Source organism: Embleya sp. NPDC050154, assembly GCF_044460165.1.
GTDB lineage: Bacteria > Actinomycetota > Actinomycetes > Streptomycetales > Streptomycetaceae > Embleya.
On record NZ_JBITJP010000031.1, the window covers coordinates 37820 to 61255 of the forward strand.

Consider the following 23436-nt stretch of genomic DNA (forward strand, 5'->3'; position numbering starts at 1 on the left):
CGGTCGGCAACCAGATCGCGGTCGGCACCGACGGGTTCCCGGCCGGCGACTGGGGCACCTGGTGACGGCGTCACCGAGACACGCAACTCCGGGGCGAGATCTTCGGACTGGACCGGTTCGTCGACGGCCGCTTCACCGGGCCGGGCTTCGGCCCGCTCTGCTCTACCCGGAAGATCTGCGGGGGAGCGGTGGCGCTCACTCCGACCGGCGGCGGAACTGCCTCGGGGTCATCCCCCGCAGGCGTTTGAAGGCCGTGGTGAAAGCGAACGGGTCGGTGTAGCCGACTGCCTCCGCCACCTCCGCCACGCTGCGATTCGGGTCCGACAGCAACTCCTCGGCGACGTGCATGCGCCACTCGGTGAGGTAGCTCAGTGGCGGCCGGCCCATCACCTCGGTGAAGCTCTTGGCGAAGTGTGCCCGCGACACGTTCGCCTCGGCCGCCAGCGAGCCCACCGACCACGCCGCGCGGGGGCGCCGGTGGATGGCTTCGAGCGCGGGGCCCACGACCGGGTCCATCGCCCCCAGGTACCAGCCCGGGGCTTCGGCGCCCTCCTGCTCGAACCAGCAACCCAGCGTGCAGACCAGCCCCGCGTCCAGGACGCGGTCGATCAGGGCCTGGCCTCCCGGCTGATGCCTGCGCGCGAGCGCGTCCCTGGCCGAGTCGAGCCACAGCACGCCGTCGGCGTCCTCGTGCAACACCAGCGCGGGCGGCAGGGTGCGCAACAGCCGCTCGTGGCGGCTGCGGGTGGCGCGGTAACCGCCCACGATCAGGGTGGTGGGACCCTCGTGGGCCGCCCCGGTGCGTGTGCCGGCCACCCGAGTGCGCTCGGGATCGAAGCAGGCGATTTCGTACGTCCGGTGCGGGCGGTCGAGCGCGGCGGCACTGTCGGCGAGGTGGAAGGGTGCCGGGCCGCGCACCAGCGCGGTGTCGCCCGCGCCGACCTTGAATTCGGTGCCATCGGCCAGGATCACCAGGCCGCCGCCGCTGATCACCGTGAGCATGGTCAGCGGCGCACCGTCGGTGAAGCGGATCGCCCACGGCGGCTCCAGCACGGCCTGGCTGACGGAGGCACCCTCGGCGCGGATGCCGCCGAGCATGTCACTCAAAGGGTCCATGCGCGCGAGTGTAGACGCGCACCAAGGTATTTCCGGGTTTCGCCCATGGGCTGTCCACCGACTCCGGGCTGTACTGGATCCATGAACCACGAGAGCACCACCGAAAACCACCGCCCGCAACACACACGCACCGCCCTGGTCGTAGTCGCCCACCACGTTCCGACTCGCTGAACGCGGCCGTCGCCGACCGGCGCGCGGCCCGGCTGGAGGCGGGTTCGGGCGACGAACGTTCGAGGGGCGCACGCGGCAGCACCACCCGTGGCTGGAGATCCGGCGACAGGTACGCGGGGGGTGCGGTTCGGTCTGTGTCCGTGGGCAGGGCGGTGAACGTGCGGTGGTGGCATCGAGGATGCCGAAGCGGTCGCCCGGCAGGGCGGCGTCCTCGGGGACGACGGTCGGACGGAGATCACCGAGAGGCCGCCGCGATCGGGCCTCGCGGCGGCCGTGGGCCCGCATGCTCGCCGAGGATCGCCGTGTCGGTCCACTCGGATACGAAGAGTTCCCGATTCGACACGGAAACATATCGGCAAAAAATTGCCGACCGTAGCCAGTACGCAATAAGCGTTGCTCGATCAGTGCGCCGCTCCCGGGGTTGTTTCGTCCGGTCCGGGCGGCGAGCATCGCGCCCCGACAAGGAGGCTCGCATGACAGGCGCAACAATCGGTTCGTCCGAGCAAGCCGGCCTGGACCGGCATTACCGACCGCTCATCGGGGGCCGCTTCGCCTCACCTACGGTGCAGACCTTCCCGGCACTCAACGCTGCCACCGGTGAACATCTGGCCGATGTCACGCGTGGCTCGGCGGGGGACGTCGCGGCGGCCGTCGCGGCTGCCAAGGCCGCGTTCCCGGCGTGGTCGAGGACCTCGCTCGAGGAACGTTCCGGGCTGCTGCTCGAATTGGCGCGCGCGGTGGAGGCCGACATCGATCGGTTGGCCTTGATCGACGCGCTCGACATCGGGCGCCGGATCGGCGAGACGGTGATCGACCATCGACTCGCAATCGGGCAGTACCGATTCTTCGCCGCCGCGGTACTTACCCATGCCGGGTGGAACCGTCCGATCGCCGGAGGAATGGCGATAGCGAAACGTGAACCGATCGGCGTCGTGGGACAGATCATCCCGTGGAACGTGCCGGCCATCATGACCGCGTTCAAGATCGCCCCGGCTCTGGCCGCAGGTAACACGATCGTCCTCAAGCCGGACGAGCACGCCTCGCTGTCCACCCTGGAACTCGGCAAGTTGATCACGGACATCTTCCCGCCCGGAGTGGTCAACATCGTTCCGGGATTCGGAGAGGAAGCCGGGGCCGCGTTGACGGCGCATCCGGACGTGCGGAAGCTGGCGTTCACGGGAAGCTCCGAAGTGGGACGACTGGTCGCCGCGGCGGGCGCCGACCGCCTGGTCCCGGTATCCCTGGAACTGGGCGGCAAGAGCCCCAACATCGTCTTCCCCGATGTCGTCGACCAGATCGACGCCATCGTCGACAACGCCGCTTTCGCGGTGACGTACTGCAACGGTCAGTCCTGCCTGGCCGGAACCCGACTGTTTGTGCACGACGACATCTACGACACGTTCATGACCAAACTGGTTGCCGGCTTCGAGCGGATCACGCTCGGATCGCCGACCGACCCCGCCACACTCGTCAGCGGCCTGGTGTCGCAGAAGCAGGGCAAGCGCGTCCTGGACTACATCGAGATCGGCAAGAACGAGGGCGCGGAACTGCTGACCGGCGGACGCCGCGCGGACATCCCCGGCAACGAACACGGCTACTTCGTCGAACCGACGATCTTCGCCACCGACAACCGCTCGCGCATCGCCCAAGAGGAGATCTTCGGTCCCGTCCTGTCGGTCATCCGGTGGAACGACTACGACACGATGATCCGCGAGGCAAACGACGTGCGCTACGGCTTGGCCGCCGGTCTCTACACCAACAACCTCGGCGACGCGCTGCGCACCGCGGACGCGCTCGAAGCCGGATCCGTCTGGGTCAACAAGTACTTCAACCTCGTGGACGGCTCCCCATTCGGTGGGTTCAAGGACAGCGGCATCGGCAGCGAATTCTGCGCCGAGACGCTGAACATGTACACCCATCTCAAGTCGGTGACGCTGCTGACCGAACCGGCCCCGGCCTTCTTCCTGCCGCCGTCCTGACCCGACCGAGACGTTCGACTCGTGCTCCCTGCTCCACAAACGCTGTCGTCATGGAGGTCCAAGATCATGTCATTGTCTCGTCGCGCCGTAATCGGCGCCGGAGTTGCCACCGGTGGGGCGACACTCGTTCCCCTGATCAAAGGCCGCGACGACCACTCGCCGTACGTGGCGCAGCGCAACGGGCGCGCCGCCGGTACGAAGGATCTGACGCCGCTTGCCTTTGCCGGCTTCGCCCACTTCACCGCCATGCAGGTGCGTGGGGACCGCATTCGCGGCCTCGACCTCCACATGGAGCGCCTGCGCGTCGCCTCGCTGAAGCTGTTCGGCCAGACCGTTCCGGAAGAGCGGGTGCGGTCCTACCTTCGCACGGCGCTGAAGACAGGCGCCTCCGACCTTTCGATGACGGCCACGGTGTACTCACCGGCGGGTGAGTTCACCGTGGCCGGACCCGAGGTGAAGCCCGAGGTGCTGGTGCGTACCGCCGCGGCGTCGAACGGCCCCACGGGCCCGCTGTCCCTGGCGACGGTGGAGTACGAACGCGTACTGCCTGCGGTGAAACACGTGGGGGAGGTAGCCAAGACGCATTACCTTCGAGAAGCGGTCGCGCAGGGTTTCGACGACGCCGCGTTCCTGGACCGCAGGGGCCGGCTCAGCGAAGGCACAATCTGGAATCTCGCCTTCTGGGACGGCTCGGCAGTGGTGTGGCCGAGGGCCGACATGCTCGGCGGCACCACCATGGCCATCCTGCGTCGGCAACTGCGACGACTCGGAGTCCCCCAGTACGACCGGGAGATCACGGTCAATGATCTGCCGTCGTTGTCCGGAGCGGTGGTCATGAACTCCTGGACGCCGGGCGTGGCGGTCCATCGCATCGGTCCGGTTGCGATACCCGCGGCCCCCGCCTTCCTCGACGTGTTGCATCGCGCCTTCAGCGCCGAGCCGTTCACCGCTCCCTGAGCCCTCCTATTCCTGCGGCTGCAGTCCGGCGGCACCTGGGGCTGCTCGCGATCGCGTGAGGGCCCTTCGGGTTCGGTGCAGCTCGCGCCGAACCGGCCGCCGCAGCCCGACCGGCCTCCGGGTGGGCAGCCACATGCCTGACCCGGGCGGCCGGCCGACTGTCCGGGCCAGGCAGCACCACGTGGCCGAGATCACGGTCTGCCCGTGTCGTCCGGAGGCAGCTGCTCGGGGGGCGTGTTGCATGCCCGCGACGGGCGTCGGCGTCCAGCCCGACGTCGCCTGACATCAGCCGATCGCACCAACTATCGTGCTCGATGGAATTCGAAGACGCTGAGTCGTATCTCGATGCCGATGGGCTACCCGTGGCGGTCAAGATCCTGATCGCCGGCGGATTCGGCGCCGGGAAGATCACCATGGTCACTGCCATCAGCGACATCGCCCCCTCCGAACCGAGGAGACGATCACATACACGAGCGATGGTGTGGACACCCTCAGCGGAGTAGAGGGCAAGACCACGACCACCGTCGCCCTGGACTTCGGTCGGATCACGCTCGCGCGGGGGCTGGTGCTCTTACCTTTTCGGAGCTCCTGGCCAGGACCGGTTCCGGTTCATGTGGGACGAGTTGGCGCTCGGCGCACTCGGCGCGGTCGTGCCGGCCGATACCCGCAGACTCGAGGATTCGTCTCCCGCCGTCGACTACTTCGAGAACCGCGGCACGCCGTTCGTGGTCGCGGTCAATTGCTTCGGCGGAGTGTGCGACTTCACCGCACGGCAGGTGGGCGAGGCGCTCGACTTGGACCCGCGTGTCCCGTTGGTGATGGGCGACGCCCGCACGCGCGAGTTCGGCAAGCGCGCCGTTGTCACGCTGGTCGAGCACATCATCGCCGGCAGACGAACGGGCCGACCGTACCCGATGGGGTGACCAGGCGGGAAACCGTGGTACGCAGCCGAGATTCCGCCGTTCTCGTCGACACTCACCCACGGACCCACCGGCGCACCGCAAGGGCGCCCGGCGGTACGGATCAGCCTCGCGAGGCCGCGTGCCACAGGGCGGAACAGCCGGGTTACCCGTGGCGGCCTTCACCTTAATGTCCCAGTTCCCAACAGCCACTCGTCGCCGGGAAGCAGGGCAGTGATCATGCTTGAGGTGCAGGGCCTCAGCGTCCGCTACGGGCAGAGCGCGCCGGCGCTCCGATCGCTCGACATCCGGGTCGAACAGGGCCGGATCACCGCGGTTGTCGGCGGCAACGGAGCCGGAAAATCCACTCTGATGAAGGCCGTCTCCGGAGTCCTGGGTTTCGACTCGGGACGACTGGTGCAGGGCCGCATCCTCTTCGAGGAAGCCGAGATCCAGCGGCTCGGCCCCACCGCCGTGGTCCGCCGCGGTGTCGCCCACGTACCCGAGGGCCGTCGCGTCTTCGCCGACCTCACCGTGGAGGAGAACCTTCGGGCCGGCGCGGCCACGCTCAAGGGGCGTGCGCAGGACCGTCTCGACGAGGCGTACGAGATGTTCGGCGTCCTGTCCGACCGCCGCCGCCAACGGGCGGCGCTGCTCTCCGGTGGTGAGCAGCAAATGCTCGCCATCGCCCGGGGACTGATGAGCGCGCCGCGCCTGTTGCTGCTGGACGAGCCGACGTTGGGCCTGGCGCCCAAGGCGGTCGAGCAGATCGGTGAGATCGTCTCGTCGATCCGGGACAACGGCACCAGCGTGCTCATCGTCGAACAGAACGCCGCCATGGCGCTGGCGATCGCCGACAGCGGCTACGTCCTGGAGCAGGGCCGCGTGGTGCTGTCGGGTACTTCGGATCACCTGCGCGCGACCGACGCCGTCCAGCAGCTCTACCTCGGTGGTTCGGGCTCGGCGGAGGAACTCCGCACCCGTCCCGCCCGCACGCCGCCGGCCCGGTGGTCGTCATGAGCGCGTCGCTGCGGTTGGCGGGGATCTCGCTGAGCTTCGGCGGGATCAAGGCATTGGACGAGCTGAGCCTCACCGTCGAGCCCGGCACCGTGCACGTGGTGATCGGCCCCAACGGTGCGGGAAAGTCCTCGTGCTTCAACGTGATCAGCGGGCACTATCGTCCCGACGCAGGATCGGTCCTGTTCGGGGACACCGACCTGACCCGACTGCCGGCTCACGAGATCGCGCGGTGCGGTGTCGGGCGGGCCTTCCAGAACATCGCCCTCTCCGGCCACGAGACGGTCCTGGACAACCTCATGGTCGCGCGGCACCGGCTCACGCGGTCGGGATTCATCGCAACGTCGCTGGGCCTGCCGCGGGCCCGGTGCGAGGAACGCGCCCACCGCGAACGGGTCGTGGAGATCGCAGGGTTCGTCGGGCTGGGCGACAAGCTCGGCATGCCGGCCGAAGTACTTGCGTACGGTGACCGCAAACGGGTCGAACTCGCCCGGGCGCTGTGCAGCGAGCCGGAGATCCTGCTCCTGGACGAACCGGCGGCGGGCATGCCGCCCCACGAGAAATGGGACATCGCCAGGCTGGTGCTCGACGTCAGGGACGCCCTGGGGATATCAGTGCTGCTCGTCGAGCACGACATGCCGTTGGTGATGGCCATCGCGGATCGCATCACGGTCTTGGACTTCGGCCGCCGGATAGCCGACGGGACACCGGCACAAATCCGGCGATCGGACGCGGTCGTCACCGCCTACCTCGGCAGCAGCCGAGCGAATCGGAGTGCGAGCGGCACCCCGCGAACCCCCTGGGGAACGACACCATGAAACTCCTGCAACTGTTCTTCCTCGGGCTGTCGATGGGCTCGATCTACGCCCTGATCGCGCTGGGATTCGTGGCGACCTACAAGGGCACCAAGGTCATCAACCTCGCCCACGGGTCGATCCTGTTGGTCGGCGCCTACATCGTCGCCCAGTGTTCGCCCCGTGTCGGCTTCCTGCCCGCGGTCGGTCTGGGCATCGCCGCGGCCGCCGGCTGCGCCGTCCTGGTCCAACAACTGGCGGGCATGGTGCGGACCCACGATCACCTCGTCCTGACGATCCTCACGATCGGCGCGGACATCCTGCTGGCCACCGAGCTCACCCGACGCATCGGTTCCCGGGTCCTCACCATGCACGATCCGTGGGGCGATCGCCGCGTCGAATTCCTGGGCACGGTGCTTCCCCTGGCCCGGATCGCCGCGGCCGTCGCCGGAATCGTCGTCATCACCGTGTTCTTCCTCGTCTTCCACAAGACGGATTTCGGCATCCGGATGCGCGCCTCGGCCAACGACCCGCAGACCGCCGCACTGATGGGCATCGACCAGCGCAAGGTCGCCGTCGCCTCCTGGGCCATCGGCGGCGCCCTGGCCTGTGTCGCGGGGGTGTTCCTCGCCGGGTTCCCCAATCCGGGCCTTGACCACGCGTCGGGCGTGATCGCCCTGAACGCCGTTCCGGCGATCATCATCGGCGGCTTGGACTCGTTCGAGGGCGCCGTGATCGGCGGGCTGGTGGTCGGCGTGACCCAGACGCTCGTCGACGGCAATTCGGCCGCGCTGCACTTCCTCGGCGACGGCTTCGGCAGCGTCGCCCCTTACGCCGTCATGCTCCTCGTTTTGTTGTGGCGCCCGTCCGGACTGCTGGGATCCAGGGAGATGAATCGTGTCTGACACCGGCACCCACCTCGTGAACACTCCCGCGAAGCCCGTCGTTCCGGTCGTGCCGCAGGCACCGGGGCATGCCCGCGCCGCCGATTCGCGGATCCGGCGGATCGCGCCGTGGCTGACGCTGTTGCCGCTGTCGGCCGTACCGCTGTACCTGGACGGTTCGTGGCTGATCATCGGCATCCTGGGCATGGCCGCGGCCATCGGCGCGATCGGTCTCACTCTGCTGGTGGGCACGGCGGGCCAACTCTCGCTGTCCCACTCCTTCTTCGTCGCCGTGGGTGCCTACACGTACGCCTACCTCGCCGGCGACCCGGATGCCGCGGGCGTGTCCGGCCTGGGGTTGCCCACCGTGGTCGCGGCGCTCGTCGCGATCGGCGCCGCCGGGCTGGCGGGCCTGTTCTTCAGTCCCGTGTCGGCACGTCTGAAAGGCCTGTACCTGGGAGTTGCCTCACTCGCGCTGGTCTTCATCGGTGAGCACGTCCTGATGAACGCCAAGGCCGTGACCGGTGGGTACAACGGGCGCGAGGTGCCCGTCCTGTCCGGGCCCGGCTTCGAACTGAGCGGTGCGGAACCGCACTTCTGGGTCCTGGGCGTGCAGTACGGCGGCCGGGAGAGGTTGTGGTACCTGGCACTGGCCGCACTGGTCGTCGCCGTGGTGTGCGCGAGCCGGGTCGCCCGCGGCCGCCCCGGCCGCGCGCTCCAGTTGATCCGCGACAATCCCGCGGCCGCCGCGTCGATGGGGGTGCCGGTGCGTCGCTACAAGGCAGCGGTGTTCGCCTACTCGTCGATGTTCGCCGGGGCCGCCGGCGTCCTCACCGCCCTGGCGGTCGAGTTCGTCGTGCCGCAGTACTTCACCCTTCAGCTGTCGATCGCCTATCTCACGATGGCGGTCCTGGGAGGTCTCGGGTCGGTCCGCGGCGCTGTCGCCGGCGCGGTCTTCGTCACCGGTCTTCCGCTGTTGCTCGACCGTTTCAGCGAATCGCTGGGGTTCCTCGCGGCCGCGGGGTCCGGCGGCTTGGACGCGGCGATGTTTTCCCGCTTCGTCTTCGGCGCGGCGATCGTGCTCGTCCTCATCGTGCAGCCCGGCGGCCTTGCCGCGCTCGGCAGGCGGCTGCGCGGCCATCGCAGGTGACACCAGTTCATCCGGGCGTCGCCACATCACGCACATTCCCGCCCCGGCGGCCGCATTTCACCGGCCGCCGGTCGGCATACCCCCGAAAGGCCAGGAACCCATGCTCTTCCGTACCCGCACGCACCTGCGCGGCCTCCTCGTGGCGAGCACGCTCGTGCTCCTCGCCACCGCCTGCTCCACCCGCGGCCCGCAGGCCACCTCCGCCGACACCTCCGGTTCCCTGAAGACCGGTCCGGGGGTCACGGACACCACCATTTCCGTCGGCGCGCTCAGCGACCTGTCGAACGTCTTCGGACCGCTCGGCAGAACGATGGTCCAGGGCAACGAGTTGTACTTCAAGCAACGCAACGCGGGCGGTGGAATCTGCGGGCGTCAGGTGAAGCTGGAGATGCGCGACCACGCCTACAACGTCCAGACCTCGGTGGCGCAGTTCTCCGAGCTCGAACCCAAGGTCCTCGGCTTCGTCCAGCTGCTGGGTTCGCCGATGGTCTCGGCACTGGCACCGCGGGTGGCGAGCACCAAGGCGATCACCCTGCCCGCCACCTTCTCGACCGAATGGTTGAACAAGGACAGCCTGGTGATCGTCGGGGCCTCCTACCCGGGCGACACCATCAACGGGATCCAATACCTGCTCGACCAGAAGCTGATCAAACCGGGCGCCACCCTCGGCCACGTGTACTTCGAGGGCGAGTACGGCTCGAACGCGCTGCGCGGCGCGCAGTACGCGGCCGGCAAGCTCGGTCTGACGATCAAGCCGATCCAGGTGGCCCCGACCGCGACCGATCTGACCGCCCAGTTCAACGAACTGCGAACGGGTGGTGGGGTGCAGGCGATCGTGGTGAGCGCGGGTCCGCGCCAGACGGCGTCCATCGCGGGCCTGGCCGGCGGTTCGGGGGTGAACGTTCCCATCCTGGCGAACGGTCCCGGCTTCGATCCGGCGCTGCTGGGCACTCCCGTGGGCGCCACGCTCGCCGCGAACCTGTACGTCACCACCTCGTACGAGCCCTTCGCGGGCAAGAGCGTCGCAGCGCAGGACATCGCCAGGACCTACGGAGAGAGTTACCCGGACGGCAAGCCCACGACGTTCGTCAACTATGGCTACGCCGCCGCCGGCGTGCTGGGCCAGGCCATGGACGCCGCCTGCAAGAACGGAGATCTGACGCGTGAAGGTCTGATGAAGGCGGTGCGTTCGCTCACCGCCGTCGAAACGGGCGTCATGCCGGTCATGAACCTCAGCGACGCCGGCCGGTTCCCGACCACGAACTCCTACATCTCGCGCGTCGACGCCAAGGTCCCGGGCGGTCTCGTCGTGGTCAAGGAGCCCTTCAGCTCGGAGACGGCTGCGGGTTTCGCCGGTTGAGGTGCCGCGCGGCGCGGTGGAAGTTCACCGCCGCGCCGTGCGTGGCCGGAGGATGGATCGGGGCGGGCGGGACGGCCCGGGTGTTCGGGGCAACGCGCAGCCGTCCGGCACTGCTTGGCAGTGCCGGACGGCTGGGCTCGCGTACGATCCGCGTCGACGGCGCGTGGGCGGTCGGTCGTCAGCCGAACGAGCAGCGGACGGGACCCAGGCGGTCGAAGCAGGCGGTCACCCGGTCTCCCGGGGCCACCGGGGGTGCGCCGGTCAGCGAGCCGGACAGGATGATGTGGCCCTTGTCGAGGCCTTCGTCATAGCGGGCCAGAGCTCGGGCGAGCCAGGCCACGGCGTGTGCCGGGTGACCCAGTGACGCCGCGCCGGCGCCCGTCTCGCGGACCACGCCGTTGATCTCCAGAAAGACACCGACCGTGCGCAGATCCAGGGCATCGGGCCGGACGAAACGCTCGCCCAGGACGACCTTGGCCGCGCTTCCATTGTCGGCGACCGTGTCGACGAAGGCGATGTCCCAGTCGGTGATGCGGGTGTCGATGATCTCCAGGGCCGGCACCACGGCATGGGTGGCGGTGAGTACGTCGCGCACCGAGATCTTGGGCCCGCGCAGGGACGCGCCGAGGAGGAAGGCGATCTCCGCCTCGACCCGCGGCGCTATCAACGGCGTGGTGTCGATCCTCGCGTTGTCGTCCACGACCATGTCGTCCGTGAGGTGCCCGAAGTCGGGGGTCTCCACGCCGAACAGATCCTGCACGACCAGGCTGGTGGCGCCGATCTTGTGGCCCACGACCAGTGCGCCGGACTCCCCGCGCCGCAGCGCGATGCCCTCGCGTTGGACGCGGTAGGCGTCGTCGACGTCGAGTCCGGGATAGGCGCGGATCAGCGGCGGACCGGGTCTGCCGTCCTTTTCACGCGACCACAACTGCTCGGCCAGCGCCCGCACTTCGTGTTCAGTCAGTCTCATGACGGCCCTCCGCCCGCGATTGCGTCCACATCTCGCGAAGACGTGGCCGATTCACCTTGTTCGCGGCCGTGTGCGGAATGGCCTCGACCCCGAGGATCTCCGCCGGGCGCTTGTACGCCGGCAATTGGTCCCGACACAGGCGATGCAACTCTTCGATGTCCTCACCTGCGCCTTCGGCGAACGCCACGAACGTCACGGGCCGTTCGCCCTTGCGCTCGTCCGCCACGCCGATGGTCACGGACTCCTCGACGGTCGGGTGGGCCATCAGGACCTCGTCGATCTCGCGCGGATACACGTTGAAGCCTCCGACGAGGATCATGTCCTTGATGCGGTCGACGATGTGCAGGTAGCCGTCCTCGTCGAAGCGCCCCAGGTCGCCGGTGTGCAGCCAACCCCCGGCCAGAGCCTGCGCCGTCTCCTCGGGACGGTTCCGGTAGCCGCGCAGCATGTGTGGCGCGCGGGCCAGCACCTGTCCGATCTCGCCGACGGGCACGTCGGCATCCAGGGCGTCGGTGATCCGGATCTGCACGAGCGGCGCGGGCAGGCCCACCGATCCCGGCCGCGGTTCCGACGCCGACGGGTTGCACGAGATGGGAGCCAGTTCGGTCATGCCGAACGCCTCGCGCACCGGCACACCCGTGACGTGGTGCCACCGGGCCAGGAGTTCGAGGGGGAACGGCGAGCCACCTCCGGGGCAGACCCGCAGCCGCGAGAGATCGGCCGTCCGCAGTCGCGGTGCGGACAACAGGCCCGCGTACACCGCCGCGGGGCCTCCGCTGAAGACGCTCACGCCGTACCGGTGCATCGACTCGACCACCGCAGGCGGGTCGAAGCGGGCGAAGGAGATCACCTCGGCGCGACCGTAGACGGGATTGAGGACGCCCATCAGTAGACCCCAGATGTGGAACATCGGAGCCACGGTCAGCCACGTCTCGGTGCCTGGATCGGTCGGCCAGCACGCTTCCATGGCCTGGACCGTCATCAGGAGGTTCGCGTGGGTGTGGTCGACCCCCTTGGGGATGCCGGTCGTGCCTCCCGTGTACATGAGCGTGGCGAGTCGGTCGGGCGACGGTCGTCGGAGATCGTCGAGCGACAGTGTGGTGTCGTCGGCCCAGAGGTCCAGGGCGAGGCCTTCGGTGCCGAACTCCAGGACCGGGATGTCGTACTCCGCAGCGAGGTCACGCGCCGTGTCCGACACCTCCGCCGTGGTGATCACGACGGATGGCGCCGCGTCGTCGAGGAGTGGCCGCATCGCCGGGGCCGGATACGCGGGATTGATGAAGGTGACCTGCGCCTGCGCGGCGAGCCCGGCGAAGACGCACACGGCCATCTCCGGCCCGTTGGGCAGGACGAGGGCCACGCGGGTGCCGGACACGTCGAAGCCGCCGAGGAGCCGGGCCAGCCCGGCGACGCAGCGGCCGTACTGCCCATAGGTCAACGTCCGGTCGCCGTGCCGCAGGGCGACGCGTTCGGGCGCGACGGCGACGGCGTCGCGCAGGGCGTCGACCATCGTGCGGCAGTCGCGCCGGCCCTTGCCGATGGGCATCGGTTGCTGATGGGGCGACATCGCATCCTCCTCGGAGCGGTCTCTTTCGCCATTGTCTATCGATTGACCAATCGAATGACAAGATCGGTGATGTGATCGTGATGATTCACCCATGTAGTCGATATGAGCTGCCCTCTTGCCATCATCGGCGCCGGTGCTACCTTGAATCTATCGATTGATCAATCGAACGAGGAGAAGGTCTTGAATCGACAAGCCCGCGGCGCCGTGCAAAGCCGCACCATCGTCGCCGCCGAGCACCGGACGCTCTTCCACGAAGCCGGAGACGGGCAGCCCGTGGTCCTGCTGCACGGCTCGGGGCCGGGGGTGTCGGCGTGGTCGAACTGGTCCGAGACGCTGCCCGAACTCGCCAAGGACCACCGGGTGATCGCACCGGACATCGCGGGCTTCGGAGGCTCGACCCACCAGCCCGGAACGGTCTACGACATCAAGCTCTGGGTCGCTCAACTCTTCGGCCTCCTGGACCACTTGGGCATCGGGTCGGCACTCCTGGTCGGCAACAGCTTCGGCGGGGGACTGGCACTGGCGGCGGCGCTTCGCGACTCGTCGCGGGTGGACGGGCTCGTCCTGCTCGGCACGCCCAGCGGCACGTTCACCATGACCGAGGGGCTGCGGTCGGGTTGGTACTACGAGCCCGGCCTGGAAGAGATGGAGCGGATCCTTCGCCTGTTCCCGTACGACCGATCACTGGTCACCGAGGAGATGGTGCGCGAGCGCTACGAGGCCAGCGCCGTCCCGGGGGCCCAGGAGGCGTTTCGAAGCCTGATCCCGGAGCCCGCCGGGGTGGACACCCCGGTCAAGGGCGTGCCGGAGGAGCGGCTGCGCACCATCGACAAGCCGACGTTGATCGTGCACGGGCGCGAGGACGCGGTGATCCCGCTGGACCTGGCGTTGCGCTCGGCCAAGGCGATACCGGACGCCGAGCTGCACGTCTTCGGCGGATGCGGTCACTGGGTGCAGTTGGAACGGCCCAGGGCATTCGTCGGCCTCGTACGCGACTTCGTGAGTCGGCGGTTGTCATGAGCCGCGAGGGACTCGAGAAGGTGCTGCACGAGTTGGGGACGAGCCGTGCGGGGCGCTCCTCGTTCGCCGCGGACGCGGTCGGGTTCCTCGGCCGCCACCGGTTGAGCGAAGCCGAGGCCGAGGCGGTGCGCACGCGCGACGTGCGAGCCCTGCTCGACGCCGGTGTGAACCCGATGCTCGTGTGGGGGTTCTGGCTCGTATCCGGACTCCCACCAGCGGAATACCTCGAACGACTGCGCCGCCCGAGCCCGGACCCCGCGGCCGACGAAGGCGACAACACACTGCGAGACGACTCCGAACGCGCGGAAGGCCGACCATGGGAACGGTAGTAGGCGGCTTCGTGATGCCGCACGACCCGATGATGTTCACCGCCCCCGACGCGCCGCCGGCCCCGGTTCGCGCACGGGTTCTGCAGGCGTACGAGGAGATCGCACGTCACGTGGCACGCCTTCGACCGACCACACTCGTGGTGTTCGGGGCCGACCACTACGTACTCTTCGGTCCCGGCTGCCTGCCCCAGCTCCTGATCGCGACCGGCGACATCGACGGCCCGGTCGAGCGTCTCCCCGGCCTGCCGCGTGCGCAACTTCCGGACGACCGCAGGCTCGCGCGGCACATCGCCGGCCACGGCCACGACAACGGCGTGGACTGGGCGGTGGCACCGTCGATCACCGCGGACCATTCGGTGGTGATCCCGTATCACCTCGTGGGGCGTTCGCTGGGACTCCCGCTGATTCCCGTCTATCTGGCCTGTGGCGTGGATCCGTTGCTCCCGCTGCATCGGGCGGCCGCGGCGGGCGCGGCCCTGCGGGCCGCCGTGGAGGCCTATGACCAGGACGCGCGCGTCGTCGTCATAGGCAGCGGCGGCATCAGTCATTGGGTCGGGACCGACCGGATGGGCGAGATCAACGCGGACTTCGACCGGCACGTGCTTCGGCTCGTCTGCGACGGGGACATCGACGCGCTGTGCGCGCTCGACGACTCGGACGTGGAGCGGCGAGCGGGCAACGGCGCCTTGGAGATCCGCACCTTCATCGCCGCGATGTCCGCCGTCGGCCCGCTCCGCGGCGACGTGATCGCCTACGAGCCGGTGCCCGAATGGATCACCGGCCTCGGTTTCGCCTCGCTGACGCCGCAGACGTCGACGCCATCGTTCAGGACAGGAGGCCGCTGACATGTCCATCCGTGAATTCCGCGGCGAAACACCCATCGCCGAGCACATCCGAGTCGTCCTGCTCCCCGCCGGGGATCTCGCGCCCGGGGAGATGGTGCGCGTCGTCGTCGCCGAGCATGCCCCGTTCGCTGTGTACAACATCGCGGGCACTTTCCATGTCACCGCCGACACGTGCACGCACTCGCTCGCCTCGCTGACCGAGGGCGACCTGGAAGGCACCCGCGTCGTCTGTCCCGTGCACTGGGCCGAGTTCGACGTCCCGACCGGCCGCGCCCTGTGTTTTCCGGCGACCGAACCCGTGGCCACCTATCCGGTCGCGGTGGAGGACGGCGTGGTCGTGGCCTACGTACCGCCCCGCGACGGCGAGTGGACGAGCGGCAACGGAGGCACATCGTGAACACCCCTGCCGGCACACCGACCGAGGCATCCGTCGACGACTTCCTCGAGCTCACCGACCTGGAGCAGGGCCTGCTGGACCGCAGGGTGTTCTGGGACCCGCAGATCTACCGCCTGGAGCTCGAACGCATCTTCGCCCGATGCTGGCTGTTCGTGGCCCACGAGTCCCAACTGCCCGGCCCCGGATCGTTCGTCACCACGTGGATGGGTGAGGACAACGTCCTGGTGGTACGCGGCCGCGACAACCGCGTGAACACCTACCTGAACAGCTGCCCGCACCGCGGGAACCGTGTGTGTACGGCCGACGCGGGCACCGCGCGCGGCTTCGTCTGCAACTACCACGGATGGTCCTTCGGCCTCGACGGCGCCCTGGTGGGCATGCACGAGGCCCAGGCGTTCGAGCGGACCCCGGGATTCGACCGCTCACGGCTGGGGCTGACCCATGCCAGGACCGAGACGTACAAGGGGCTGATCTTCGCGACCCTGGATCCGTCGGCTCCGCCGTTGGCCTCCTACCTCGGCGAGTTCACGTACTACCTGGACGTCATGCTCGACAACGACGAGGGCGGTACGGAGTTCCTGCCGGGCTCGATCAAGTCCGTCCTGGACTGCAACTGGAAGGTCGCGGCGGAGAACTTCGCGGGCGACGCCCTGCACGCGGGGTGGACGCACGCCTCCGGTGCCCAGGTCACCATCGACCGCCCCGTGCCGGAACTCGGCCACCCGGACGCCGAGAGCTACCAGGTCAATGTGAACGGGCACTGCTGGGAGTTCAACCTCGACCGCCTCGGCAACGCCGCCACGCTGCACGATCCGCGCGTCCTCGCGTACCTGAACGAACAGGCGGCGAGCTTTCGCGATCGGCTCGGGCCGCTGCGCGCTCGGATGATCGGCTCGATCAGCTCGGTGAACGTGTTCCCGAACTTCTCCTTCCTGCCCGGGCAGAACACGTTCCGCACCTGGATCCCCAAGGGACCGGGGCAGACCGAACTCCATACCTGGGTGCTCGTCAACCGCAACGCTCCCCCCGAGGTCAAGGACGCGTGGCGCAAGGGCGCCATGCTCACCTTCTCGCCCGCCGGCGTCTTCGAGATGGACGACGGCGAGAACTGGGAGTTGTCCACACGTTCCAATGCCGGGGTCGTCACCCGGCGGCAACCCCTCTACTACGGGCTCGGGCTCGACAGCCGCATCGACCACCCGGAGCTGCCGGGCGCGGTGTACAAGGGGCAGGTCAACGACGCGAATCAGCGTGCCCTGTACCGCCGATGGTCCCAGCTCCTGCGCGCCGAGAGCTGGGCGGAACTCGACGAGACGATCGGAGACGGGCGATGAGCGCCACGCACGACGATGTCGACACCCCCTCGACCGTGAGTACGGCCACCATCCTGGAGGTCCATGCCTTCCTCGCGCACGAGGCGCTGCTTCTCGACGAGGAGCGATATCCGGAATGGCTCGACCTGTTCACCGAGGACGCGCACTACTGGGTCCCGGGCGTGGAGAACCGCAACCGCACCGACGCCGAAGGCCCGTACGCCGCCGCGCGCATGTCCTACTTCGACGACACCAAGGCCGACCTCGCCCTGCGCGTCGCCCGCTTCGGATCGCCGACGGCGTGGGCGGAGAACCCTCCCACCCGGCACCTGCACATCGTCACCAACATCCAGGTCGACCCGGGAACGACCCCGGACGAGCTGGTCGTGCGTTCGGTGTTCGTGAACCACCGCAGCCAATGGTCCCGTGACGAGACCACGCTCTACGGGCGCCGTGAGGACCGACTCCGGCGCGTCGACGGCGCACTTCGCGTTGCGCGGCGGCGGGTGGTGTTGGCCCACGCGACGCTGCCCGCGAAGAACATCAACACCTTCTTCTGACCCGAGCGGAGTATTGCCATGGTTGCATCCACCGGCCCCGTCGCACGGGGCCGACTGCACGGACAGGTCGCCGTGGTGACCGGAGGCGGTTCCGGGATCGGTCGCGCCGTCGTCGACCGCTTCATTGCGGAAGGCGCCTGTGTGACGGTGCTCGACCGCGACGCCGACCGGGTGCAGGACCTCGCGAGCGTCCACGGCGCCCAGGTGCTGTGCGTGGACGGGGACGTGCGCGACCCGTCCATCCATGAGGAGACCGTCCTGCGCACCCTTCGGACGTTCGGCCGTCTCGACACCTACGTGGCCAACGCCGGTATCTACGACTACTCGGCGCGGTTCGACGACATGAGCACGGAGGACCTGCGCCGCGGGTTCGCCGAACTCTTCGACACCAACGTGTTGGGGAGTCTGCAGGGGATCCGTGCTGCGGTGCCGGCGCTGCGAAGACAGCGCGGATCCGTGATCATCACCGCGTCGTCGAGCAGCTCGTACGCCGGGGGCGGCGGGGTCCTCTACGTCGCCTCCAAGCACGCCCTGATCGGTGTCATGCGCCAGCTGGCCTTCGAACTCGCCCCCGAGATCCGGGTGAACGCCATTGCCCCGGGCGCGACCGTGACGAATCTGTCCGGGCTGAACGTCTTCGATCAACAGGACACCCGATTGCAGGGCGTCCCGGGATTCCAGGAGAGAACGGCGCGATCCCTCCCCTTGGGCTTCGTCAGCACCCCGGAAGACCACGCGGGACTGTACGTCCTGCTCGCCGACGCCGCCGACTCGCGGTTCATCACCGGCGTCACCCTTTCCAGCGACGGGGGGTTGGCCGTGCGTGGGGGTGGACGTCGTCGCGACAACACCGTCAAGGAGCGAACGTGAACGGCATCCCGCTTCCCCGACTGACCGTTTCGCTCGGACTCTGGCAGGACCGGCCCCCGTCCGAGGCCTTGGAGACCGCCAGGCACGCGGACGAACTGGGTTACGACGAGCTTTGGATAGGGGAGATGGCGACGTTCGACGCCTTCGCCCTGGCCACCTCGATCGGGCTGGGCACGCGGCGCATCGGCTTGACCGTCGGGCCGCTCGCCGTCGCGGTCCGCGACCCGATGATGGTCGCGATGGGCGCGGCATCGGTCGCCCACCTCACCGGACGACAGGTGGGCATAGCGATCGGTACGTCGAGTCCCACGGTGGTCGAATCCTGGCACGGCCGAGCCACCGGCGGAGCGGTCGGCGCCCTGCGGGAGTCCGCCCACGCACTCACCGCGTTCACCCGGACCGGGACCGCCGAGGTTCGGGGCAAGGTCGTGCGCACGAGCGGATACCGCATGAGACTTCCCTCGCGCTCCTCGTCGTTGACGATCGCGGCGTTCGGGCCGGCCTCCATCGCGGTGGCCGCGGCCCACGCGGATCGGTTCGTGATGAGCCTGGTGACGCCTCGCGCGGCCGAGCAGCGCGTGGAGGTGCTTCGGCGCGAATGCGATCGACTGGCCCGCGCCCGACCCAGGGTGGCCGCCTGGGTGCCGGTGGCCGTGGCCTCGGACGAGCGGGTCATATCCGATTCCGTCGACCAGGTGCGGCGCATGCTCGTCGGGTACCTCGGTGCCCCCGGGTACGCCGAAATGTTCGCGGAGGCCGGCTTCGAGGAGGTGGTCGAGTTCGCCCGCACGAAACCGCACCCGACGTCGCTCGCGGCGGCGATCCCACGCGCACTCGTGGAACTCGTCGGCGTGTTCGGCGACGCCCGGACCGTTCGCCGGCGGCTCGCCGAATTCAGCCCCCACGTCGACGAGATCGCCGTGCTCGCGTGCTCCACGCCCGGCGATCCTGCCGGCTCGGGCACACTCGGAGTGCTCCGCGACCTGATGGCCGACACCCCTTCGCGTTCGAACGCGCACACGCGAGCGGGCGTTGCCTCCAAGGTGCGCCCACGACACGTGGTGATCGTGGGCGGCGGCGTCGCCGGACACGCCGCCGCCGCTGCGCTGCGGGAACGGGGCTACGAGGGGCGGATAGCGCTCGTCGGCGCGGAGGCGCACGAGCCGTACGACAGGCCGCCCCTGTCGAAGGAATTCCTGAGTCCCGGAGCGGACTTCCCTGCGCTCAAACCCGCCCTCGCCGATCTCGCCGTCGAACACCTGCGCTCGCGTCGGGCATTCCGCCTCGACGACGCCGGCCTGCACGTGCAGGACACCCACACAGGCGCGACGCGAACGCTGGACTACGACGGCCTGATCATCGCGACCGGGTCCGCTCCACGCCGACTGCCCGGCCTGTCCCGCCTTCCCCGGGTGCTCGAACTGCGGACCCTGGACGACGCCCGACGACTCAAGGCGGCACTCGTACCCGCGCGGCGCGTGGTGGTGATCGGCGCCGGATGGCTCGGGGCAGAGGTCGCCACGGCCGCCGCGGCGCTCGGGTGCGATGTCCGGGTGGTCGACGCGGCATCGACCGTGCTGGCCTCCGCCCTCCCTCCCGAGATCGGTCGGCACGTGGAGCGCTGGTACGAGCGTGCCGGGATCGCGTTGTCGTTGGCCGCCGACATCGAACGCGTCGACGAGAGCGGTGTCCTGCTGCGGTCCGGCGAACTCCTCGAGGCCGACGTCGTGGTGGTCGGCATCGGCGCCCGCCCGGCCACGGCCTGGCTGGCGGACAGCGCCGTGGACCTGGGTCCGTTCGGCGATGTCGTGGCGGACGCGCGGCTGGCGGCCGGACCGTCCGTGTACGCGATCGGTGATGCCGTGTCCTGGCCGTCGGCTCGGTTCGGCGCCCGTGTGCGCACCGAACACTGGGACCACGCGTGCGCGTCGGCCCGCGTGGCCGCGGCCAACCTCCTGGGCGCCGATCAGACCTACGACCCCGTCCCGATGTTCTGGTCGGACCAACTCGGGCGGCGACTGCGCTACGTCGGGCGGCACACCGCGCAGGACAGGTTGAGCTGGTGTGGTGACCCTGCGGGCGAGGGGCCGTGGAGCGCACAGTGGCGGCGGGACGGGCGCCTTCGGGCCGCCCTGACCGTCGACGACTCGCGCGGCGCGCGCGAGGCGTTCCGGGAAATCTCGCGTGGCCCGCTCGTCGATACCGAGGCCGGCGGCGATCCGTCGGACGGCCATGTGTAGGCCGCGTGCACACCCGCGCCGCCCTTTCGCGCCATGTGTACGGCTCGACCCCGATCGGTTGATCGAACGATCGCCTCCTTACACTGTGAGGACCGAAGCGACACGTTGAGGAGTCATATCGATGGCCACGAACCGCACGCCCGGCCGAGCCGCGACGACTCCGCGCAAGGGCTCTCGTTCGACGGCGGGTCGTCCCACCGACGATTGGATGAGGAAGCGGCGCGAGATCCTCGACGTGGCCGCCGAGGTCTTCTTCACGAGTGGCTTCGACCGTGGCACGACCAAGGAGATCGCCGCGCGCGTCGGGATGAGCCAGCCCTCGTTGTACCACTACGTGGGTTCCAAAGAGGATCTGATGAGCGAGATCGCTCGCCAGGTCTATCGAGACTTCACCCAGGCCCTGGACGAGGCGTTGTCGGGAGACCACGAGCCGCGGGAACAACTGCGCAGGGTGATCCACGCCTTCGTCGCCACCCTGGTCGTGAACCAGCACACCTTCGCCGTCTATTGGAAGGAATACCGCGCGATCCCGGCGCCGGTCGCCCGTGAGGCCAGGGCGCAGGAGCGAGCGTTCGTCGAACGCGTCGAACGCGTCGTGTCGGCGGCACAGAAGCAGGGTGTCCTCTCCGACAAGCACTCGACCCGCATCCTCAGCGAGGGCATTCTCGGCATGATGAGTTGGGTGCACTGGTGGTTCCGCCCCGGCGAGTCCTCCGCGGAGGAGATCTCGGCCGCGTTCTGCGACCTCGTCGGCCTCGTCGATCCCAACGACTGAACTCGCGGTCGCAGTCCGGGCCTTCGCGGTCCCGCTGTTCCATCCCATGGCACAACATTTGGCCCGCGGGCCTGCGCCTCGTCTATACCGAGACGACAAAGCCCAGATGGGAGCGCCATGCAGCACGTCAAGACGAAGATCGGGATCCTGGGGTCGGGCAACATCGCGACCGACCTCATGATCAAAGTCCTTCGGCTGTCCTCCTCACTCGAAGTCGCGGCGATGGCGGGCGTCGACCCGGAATCGGACGGCCTGGCCCGCGCTCGGCGCTTCGGGGTCGCGACGACCCACGACGGAATCGACGGATTGACCGCCCTCGACGAATTCGCCGACATCGGCCTGGTCTTCGACGCCACGTCGGCCGGCGCGCACAAGCACCACGACGCGGTCCTGCGGCCGTTGGGTCGCACGGTCGTGGATCTCACGCCGGCGGCGATCGGGCCGTACGTGATCCCGTCCGTGAACCTTTCGGATCACCTGGACGAGCCCAACGTCAACATGGTCACGTGCGGCGGACAGGCCACCATTCCCGTGGTCGCGGCGGTCTCGTCGGTGACGCCGGTGCACTACGCCGAGATCGTCGCCTCCATCGCGTCGCGTTCCGCGGGACCCGGAACCCGGGCGAACATCGACGAGTTCACCGAGACCACCGCGCACGCGATCGAACGCGTGGGAGGGGCGCGCCGCGGCAAGGCGATCATCGTGCTCAACCCCGCGGAGCCACCACTGGTCATGCGCGACACCGTCTACTGCGTCACGGACGACTGTGACGAGCGGGTCGTCGCCGACGCGGTCGAAACGATGGTGGAACAGGTCCACGCGTATGTTCCCGGCTATCGCCTCAAGCAGCGGGTCCAGTTCGAAAAACTCACCGTGGACGATCCGGTCCGCGCTTTGGGCGGAACGCTCAAGGTGTCGGTCTTCCTCGAGGTGGAGGGCGCGGCCCACTACCTCCCGGCGTATGCCGGAAACCTCGACATCATGACCTCGGCGGCGCTGCGTACGGCCGAGCGGATCGTCTCGGCGCGCCTCGGCCGGGGTGGGGAGAGCACGCGATGAACCTGTACATCCAGGATGTCACCCTGCGGGACGGCATGCACGCCATCCGCCACCGCTACAGCACGCAGCAGGCTCACCGGATCGCAGCGACGCTGGATAGGGCCGGTGTACACGCGATCGAGGTCGCGCACGGCGACGGCATCGGGGGATCGAGCGTGAACTACGGTGTGGGCGCCCACACCGACTGGGAATGGATCGAGGCCGTCGTCTCCGCGATCGACAGGGCCGTACCGACCACGCTCCTGCTACCCGGTATCGGAACCCTCGACGACCTCCGACGCGCACATGGACTCGGCATTCGATCCGTGCGGATCGCGACCCACTGCACCGAAGCCGACATCTCCGCCCAACATATTCACGGTGCGCGTGAACTGGACATGGACGTCGCCGGGTTCCTCATGATGAGCCACATGGCCGAGCCCGCGGAACTGGCCCGGCAGGCAGCACTCATGGAGTCCTACGGCGCCGAGTGCGTCTATGTGACCGACTCGGGTGGCCGGCTCACCATGACGCAGGTCCGGGAACGGATCGTGGCGTACCGTGACGTGTTGTCTCCCGAGACGCAGATCGGGATCCACGCGCACCACAACCTCGGGCTCGGGGTCGCGAACTCCGTGGTTGCCGCCGAGCACGGTGCCATACGCATCGACGCGTCGCTGGCCGGCCAGGGCGCCGGCGCCGGGAATTGCCCCTTGGAGGCGTTCATCGCGGTGGCCGATCTCATGGAATGGACGCACGGGTGCGATCTCTTCGCGCTCATGGACGCCGCCGACGACATCGTGCGGCCCCTCCAGGATCGGCCGGTCCGGGTGGACCGCGAGACCCTGACTCTCGGGTACGCCGGGGTGTACTCCAGCTTCCTTCGCCACGCCGAGGCCGCGGCGCAACGCCACGGCCTGGACACCCGGGCCATTCTCGTGGAGGTCGGCCGACGTTCGTTGGTGGGCGGTCAGGAGGACATGATCACCGATATCGCGCTGGATCTCCTCGCGGCCGACGAGTAGCGGCCCGGGTCGGCCGGGACAGGGACAGCCCGGCATCGCGTGATGCTGTTGAACCCTCGGGGTTGTCCCCCGCCACCCGCGCGGGGGAAACCCCCCCCCCGCCCGCACCGGGGTTGCAGGGCGGCGATTTGCTGGCGCCGGGTGGGCCAGATGCGCGTGG

General features: G+C 69.0%; 21 protein-coding genes and 1 pseudogene. 19 read left to right on the forward strand and 3 right to left on the reverse strand.

Annotated elements, in window-relative coordinates; genetic code table 11:
* Positions 1 to 195: 195 nt before the first annotated feature.
* The gene (locus ACIBSV_RS42580) at positions 196 to 1116 is read right to left on the reverse strand and encodes an AraC family transcriptional regulator (RefSeq protein ID WP_395872862.1); all 921 of its coding nucleotides are present in this window, start codon (positions 1114 to 1116) and stop codon (positions 196 to 198) included.
* A gap of 644 nt (positions 1117 to 1760) precedes the next feature.
* Between ACIBSV_RS42580 and ACIBSV_RS42585 the strand changes: the two genes are divergently transcribed.
* From ACIBSV_RS42585 to ACIBSV_RS42620, 8 genes and pseudogenes are all read left to right on the forward strand, one after another.
* Complete coding sequence (locus ACIBSV_RS42585) at positions 1761 to 3266, forward strand: aldehyde dehydrogenase family protein (RefSeq protein ID WP_395872863.1); 1506 nt, start codon at positions 1761 to 1763, stop codon at positions 3264 to 3266.
* A gap of 165 nt (positions 3267 to 3431) precedes the next feature.
* A complete protein-coding gene (locus ACIBSV_RS42590) occupies positions 3432 to 4223 on the forward strand; it encodes an aminotransferase class IV family protein (protein ID WP_395872864.1) in 792 nt (263 codons plus the stop codon).
* A 314-nt stretch (positions 4224 to 4537) separates the two neighbouring features.
* A pseudogene (locus ACIBSV_RS42595) lies at positions 4538 to 5146 on the forward strand (GTP-binding protein).
* 216 nt (positions 5147 to 5362) lie between these two features.
* Positions 5363 to 6142: an ABC transporter ATP-binding protein gene (locus ACIBSV_RS42600; protein ID WP_395872865.1), complete on the forward strand. Its 780-nt coding sequence runs from the start codon at positions 5363 to 5365 to the stop codon at positions 6140 to 6142.
* Positions 6139 to 6957: an ABC transporter ATP-binding protein gene (locus ACIBSV_RS42605; RefSeq protein ID WP_395872866.1), complete on the forward strand. Its 819-nt coding sequence runs from the start codon at positions 6139 to 6141 to the stop codon at positions 6955 to 6957. Before ACIBSV_RS42600 ends, ACIBSV_RS42605 begins: the two co-directional genes overlap by 4 nt.
* Positions 6954 to 7838, forward strand: coding sequence for a branched-chain amino acid ABC transporter permease (locus ACIBSV_RS42610; RefSeq protein ID WP_395872867.1), 885 nt, complete (start codon positions 6954 to 6956; stop codon positions 7836 to 7838). The genes ACIBSV_RS42605 and ACIBSV_RS42610 overlap by 4 nt, the downstream gene beginning before the upstream one ends.
* On the forward strand, positions 7831 to 8967 hold the full coding sequence (locus ACIBSV_RS42615; RefSeq protein ID WP_395872868.1) for a branched-chain amino acid ABC transporter permease: 1137 nt from the start codon (positions 7831 to 7833) through the stop codon (positions 8965 to 8967). The genes ACIBSV_RS42610 and ACIBSV_RS42615 overlap by 8 nt, the downstream gene beginning before the upstream one ends.
* 100 nt (positions 8968 to 9067) lie before the next feature.
* Positions 9068 to 10327 (forward strand): ABC transporter substrate-binding protein, encoded by a 1260-nt coding sequence (locus ACIBSV_RS42620; RefSeq protein WP_395872869.1) that lies wholly within the window; start codon positions 9068 to 9070, stop codon positions 10325 to 10327.
* Between the two features lie 178 nt (positions 10328 to 10505).
* Here ACIBSV_RS42620 and ACIBSV_RS42625 read toward each other — a convergent pair whose 3' ends face one another.
* Both ACIBSV_RS42625 and ACIBSV_RS42630 read right to left on the reverse strand, forming a co-directional pair.
* The gene (locus tag ACIBSV_RS42625) at positions 10506 to 11297 is read right to left on the reverse strand and encodes a 2-keto-4-pentenoate hydratase (protein WP_395872870.1); all 792 of its coding nucleotides are present in this window, start codon (positions 11295 to 11297) and stop codon (positions 10506 to 10508) included.
* On the reverse strand, positions 11284 to 12864 hold the full coding sequence (locus ACIBSV_RS42630; RefSeq protein WP_395872871.1) for a class I adenylate-forming enzyme family protein: 1581 nt from the start codon (positions 12862 to 12864) through the stop codon (positions 11284 to 11286). Before ACIBSV_RS42630 ends, ACIBSV_RS42625 begins: the two co-directional genes overlap by 14 nt.
* Positions 12865 to 13044: 180 nt before the next feature.
* On the opposite strand from ACIBSV_RS42630, the gene ACIBSV_RS42635 reads away from it, so the two are divergent.
* From ACIBSV_RS42635 to dmpG, 11 genes are all read left to right on the forward strand, one after another.
* The gene (locus ACIBSV_RS42635) at positions 13045 to 13884 is read left to right on the forward strand and encodes an alpha/beta fold hydrolase (protein ID WP_395872872.1); all 840 of its coding nucleotides are present in this window, start codon (positions 13045 to 13047) and stop codon (positions 13882 to 13884) included.
* The gene (locus ACIBSV_RS42640) at positions 13881 to 14213 is read left to right on the forward strand and encodes a hypothetical protein (protein ID WP_395872873.1); all 333 of its coding nucleotides are present in this window, start codon (positions 13881 to 13883) and stop codon (positions 14211 to 14213) included. Before ACIBSV_RS42635 ends, ACIBSV_RS42640 begins: the two co-directional genes overlap by 4 nt.
* Positions 14201 to 15058, forward strand: a complete 858-nt coding sequence (locus ACIBSV_RS42645) for a hypothetical protein (protein ID WP_395872874.1) — start codon at positions 14201 to 14203, stop codon at positions 15056 to 15058. The genes ACIBSV_RS42640 and ACIBSV_RS42645 overlap by 13 nt, the downstream gene beginning before the upstream one ends.
* Position 15059: 1 nt before the next feature.
* Entirely contained in the window at positions 15060 to 15455 is a 396-nt protein-coding gene (locus ACIBSV_RS42650; RefSeq protein WP_395872875.1) for a non-heme iron oxygenase ferredoxin subunit, read from the forward strand.
* Positions 15452 to 16789: an SRPBCC family protein gene (locus tag ACIBSV_RS42655; protein WP_395872876.1), complete on the forward strand. Its 1338-nt coding sequence runs from the start codon at positions 15452 to 15454 to the stop codon at positions 16787 to 16789. The genes ACIBSV_RS42650 and ACIBSV_RS42655 overlap by 4 nt, the downstream gene beginning before the upstream one ends.
* Positions 16786 to 17328 (forward strand): 3-phenylpropionate/cinnamic acid dioxygenase subunit beta, encoded by a 543-nt coding sequence (locus ACIBSV_RS42660; protein WP_395872877.1) that lies wholly within the window; start codon positions 16786 to 16788, stop codon positions 17326 to 17328. The genes ACIBSV_RS42655 and ACIBSV_RS42660 overlap by 4 nt, the downstream gene beginning before the upstream one ends.
* A gap of 18 nt (positions 17329 to 17346) precedes the next feature.
* The gene (hcaB, locus tag ACIBSV_RS42665; RefSeq protein ID WP_395872878.1) at positions 17347 to 18198 is read left to right on the forward strand and encodes a 3-(cis-5,6-dihydroxycyclohexa-1,3-dien-1-yl)propanoate dehydrogenase; all 852 of its coding nucleotides are present in this window, start codon (positions 17347 to 17349) and stop codon (positions 18196 to 18198) included.
* Positions 18195 to 20438: an LLM class F420-dependent oxidoreductase gene (locus ACIBSV_RS42670; protein ID WP_395872879.1), complete on the forward strand. Its 2244-nt coding sequence runs from the start codon at positions 18195 to 18197 to the stop codon at positions 20436 to 20438. The genes hcaB and ACIBSV_RS42670 overlap by 4 nt, the downstream gene beginning before the upstream one ends.
* 121 nt (positions 20439 to 20559) lie before the next feature.
* A complete protein-coding gene (locus tag ACIBSV_RS42675) occupies positions 20560 to 21213 on the forward strand; it encodes a TetR/AcrR family transcriptional regulator (RefSeq protein WP_395872880.1) in 654 nt (217 codons plus the stop codon).
* Between the two features lie 117 nt (positions 21214 to 21330).
* Positions 21331 to 22272 (forward strand): acetaldehyde dehydrogenase (acetylating), encoded by a 942-nt coding sequence (locus tag ACIBSV_RS42680; protein ID WP_395872881.1) that lies wholly within the window; start codon positions 21331 to 21333, stop codon positions 22270 to 22272.
* Positions 22269 to 23276: a 4-hydroxy-2-oxovalerate aldolase gene (gene dmpG, locus ACIBSV_RS42685; protein WP_395872882.1), complete on the forward strand. Its 1008-nt coding sequence runs from the start codon at positions 22269 to 22271 to the stop codon at positions 23274 to 23276. Before ACIBSV_RS42680 ends, dmpG begins: the two co-directional genes overlap by 4 nt.
* Positions 23277 to 23436 lie beyond the last annotated feature (160 nt).

Coding starts and splice junctions, on each gene's coding strand:
- ACIBSV_RS42580 (WP_395872862.1), bottom strand. CDS start 1,116: ATGGACCCTTTGAGTGACATGCTCGGCGGCATCCGCGCCGAGGGTGCC.
- ACIBSV_RS42585 (WP_395872863.1), top strand. CDS start 1,761: ATGACAGGCGCAACAATCGGTTCGTCCGAGCAAGCCGGCCTGGACCGG.
- ACIBSV_RS42600 (WP_395872865.1), top strand. CDS start 5,363: ATGCTTGAGGTGCAGGGCCTCAGCGTCCGCTACGGGCAGAGCGCGCCG.
- ACIBSV_RS42605 (WP_395872866.1), top strand. CDS start 6,139: ATGAGCGCGTCGCTGCGGTTGGCGGGGATCTCGCTGAGCTTCGGCGGG.
- ACIBSV_RS42610 (WP_395872867.1), top strand. CDS start 6,954: ATGAAACTCCTGCAACTGTTCTTCCTCGGGCTGTCGATGGGCTCGATC.
- ACIBSV_RS42620 (WP_395872869.1), top strand. CDS start 9,068: ATGCTCTTCCGTACCCGCACGCACCTGCGCGGCCTCCTCGTGGCGAGC.
- ACIBSV_RS42625 (WP_395872870.1), bottom strand. CDS start 11,297: ATGAGACTGACTGAACACGAAGTGCGGGCGCTGGCCGAGCAGTTGTGG.
- ACIBSV_RS42630 (WP_395872871.1), bottom strand. CDS start 12,864: ATGTCGCCCCATCAGCAACCGATGCCCATCGGCAAGGGCCGGCGCGAC.
- ACIBSV_RS42640 (WP_395872873.1), top strand. CDS start 13,881: ATGAGCCGCGAGGGACTCGAGAAGGTGCTGCACGAGTTGGGGACGAGC.
- ACIBSV_RS42645 (WP_395872874.1), top strand. CDS start 14,201: ATGGGAACGGTAGTAGGCGGCTTCGTGATGCCGCACGACCCGATGATG.
- ACIBSV_RS42650 (WP_395872875.1), top strand. CDS start 15,060: ATGTCCATCCGTGAATTCCGCGGCGAAACACCCATCGCCGAGCACATC.
- ACIBSV_RS42660 (WP_395872877.1), top strand. CDS start 16,786: ATGAGCGCCACGCACGACGATGTCGACACCCCCTCGACCGTGAGTACG.
- hcaB (WP_395872878.1), top strand. CDS start 17,347: ATGGTTGCATCCACCGGCCCCGTCGCACGGGGCCGACTGCACGGACAG.
- ACIBSV_RS42675 (WP_395872880.1), top strand. CDS start 20,560: ATGGCCACGAACCGCACGCCCGGCCGAGCCGCGACGACTCCGCGCAAG.
- ACIBSV_RS42680 (WP_395872881.1), top strand. CDS start 21,331: ATGCAGCACGTCAAGACGAAGATCGGGATCCTGGGGTCGGGCAACATC.
- dmpG (WP_395872882.1), top strand. CDS start 22,269: ATGAACCTGTACATCCAGGATGTCACCCTGCGGGACGGCATGCACGCC.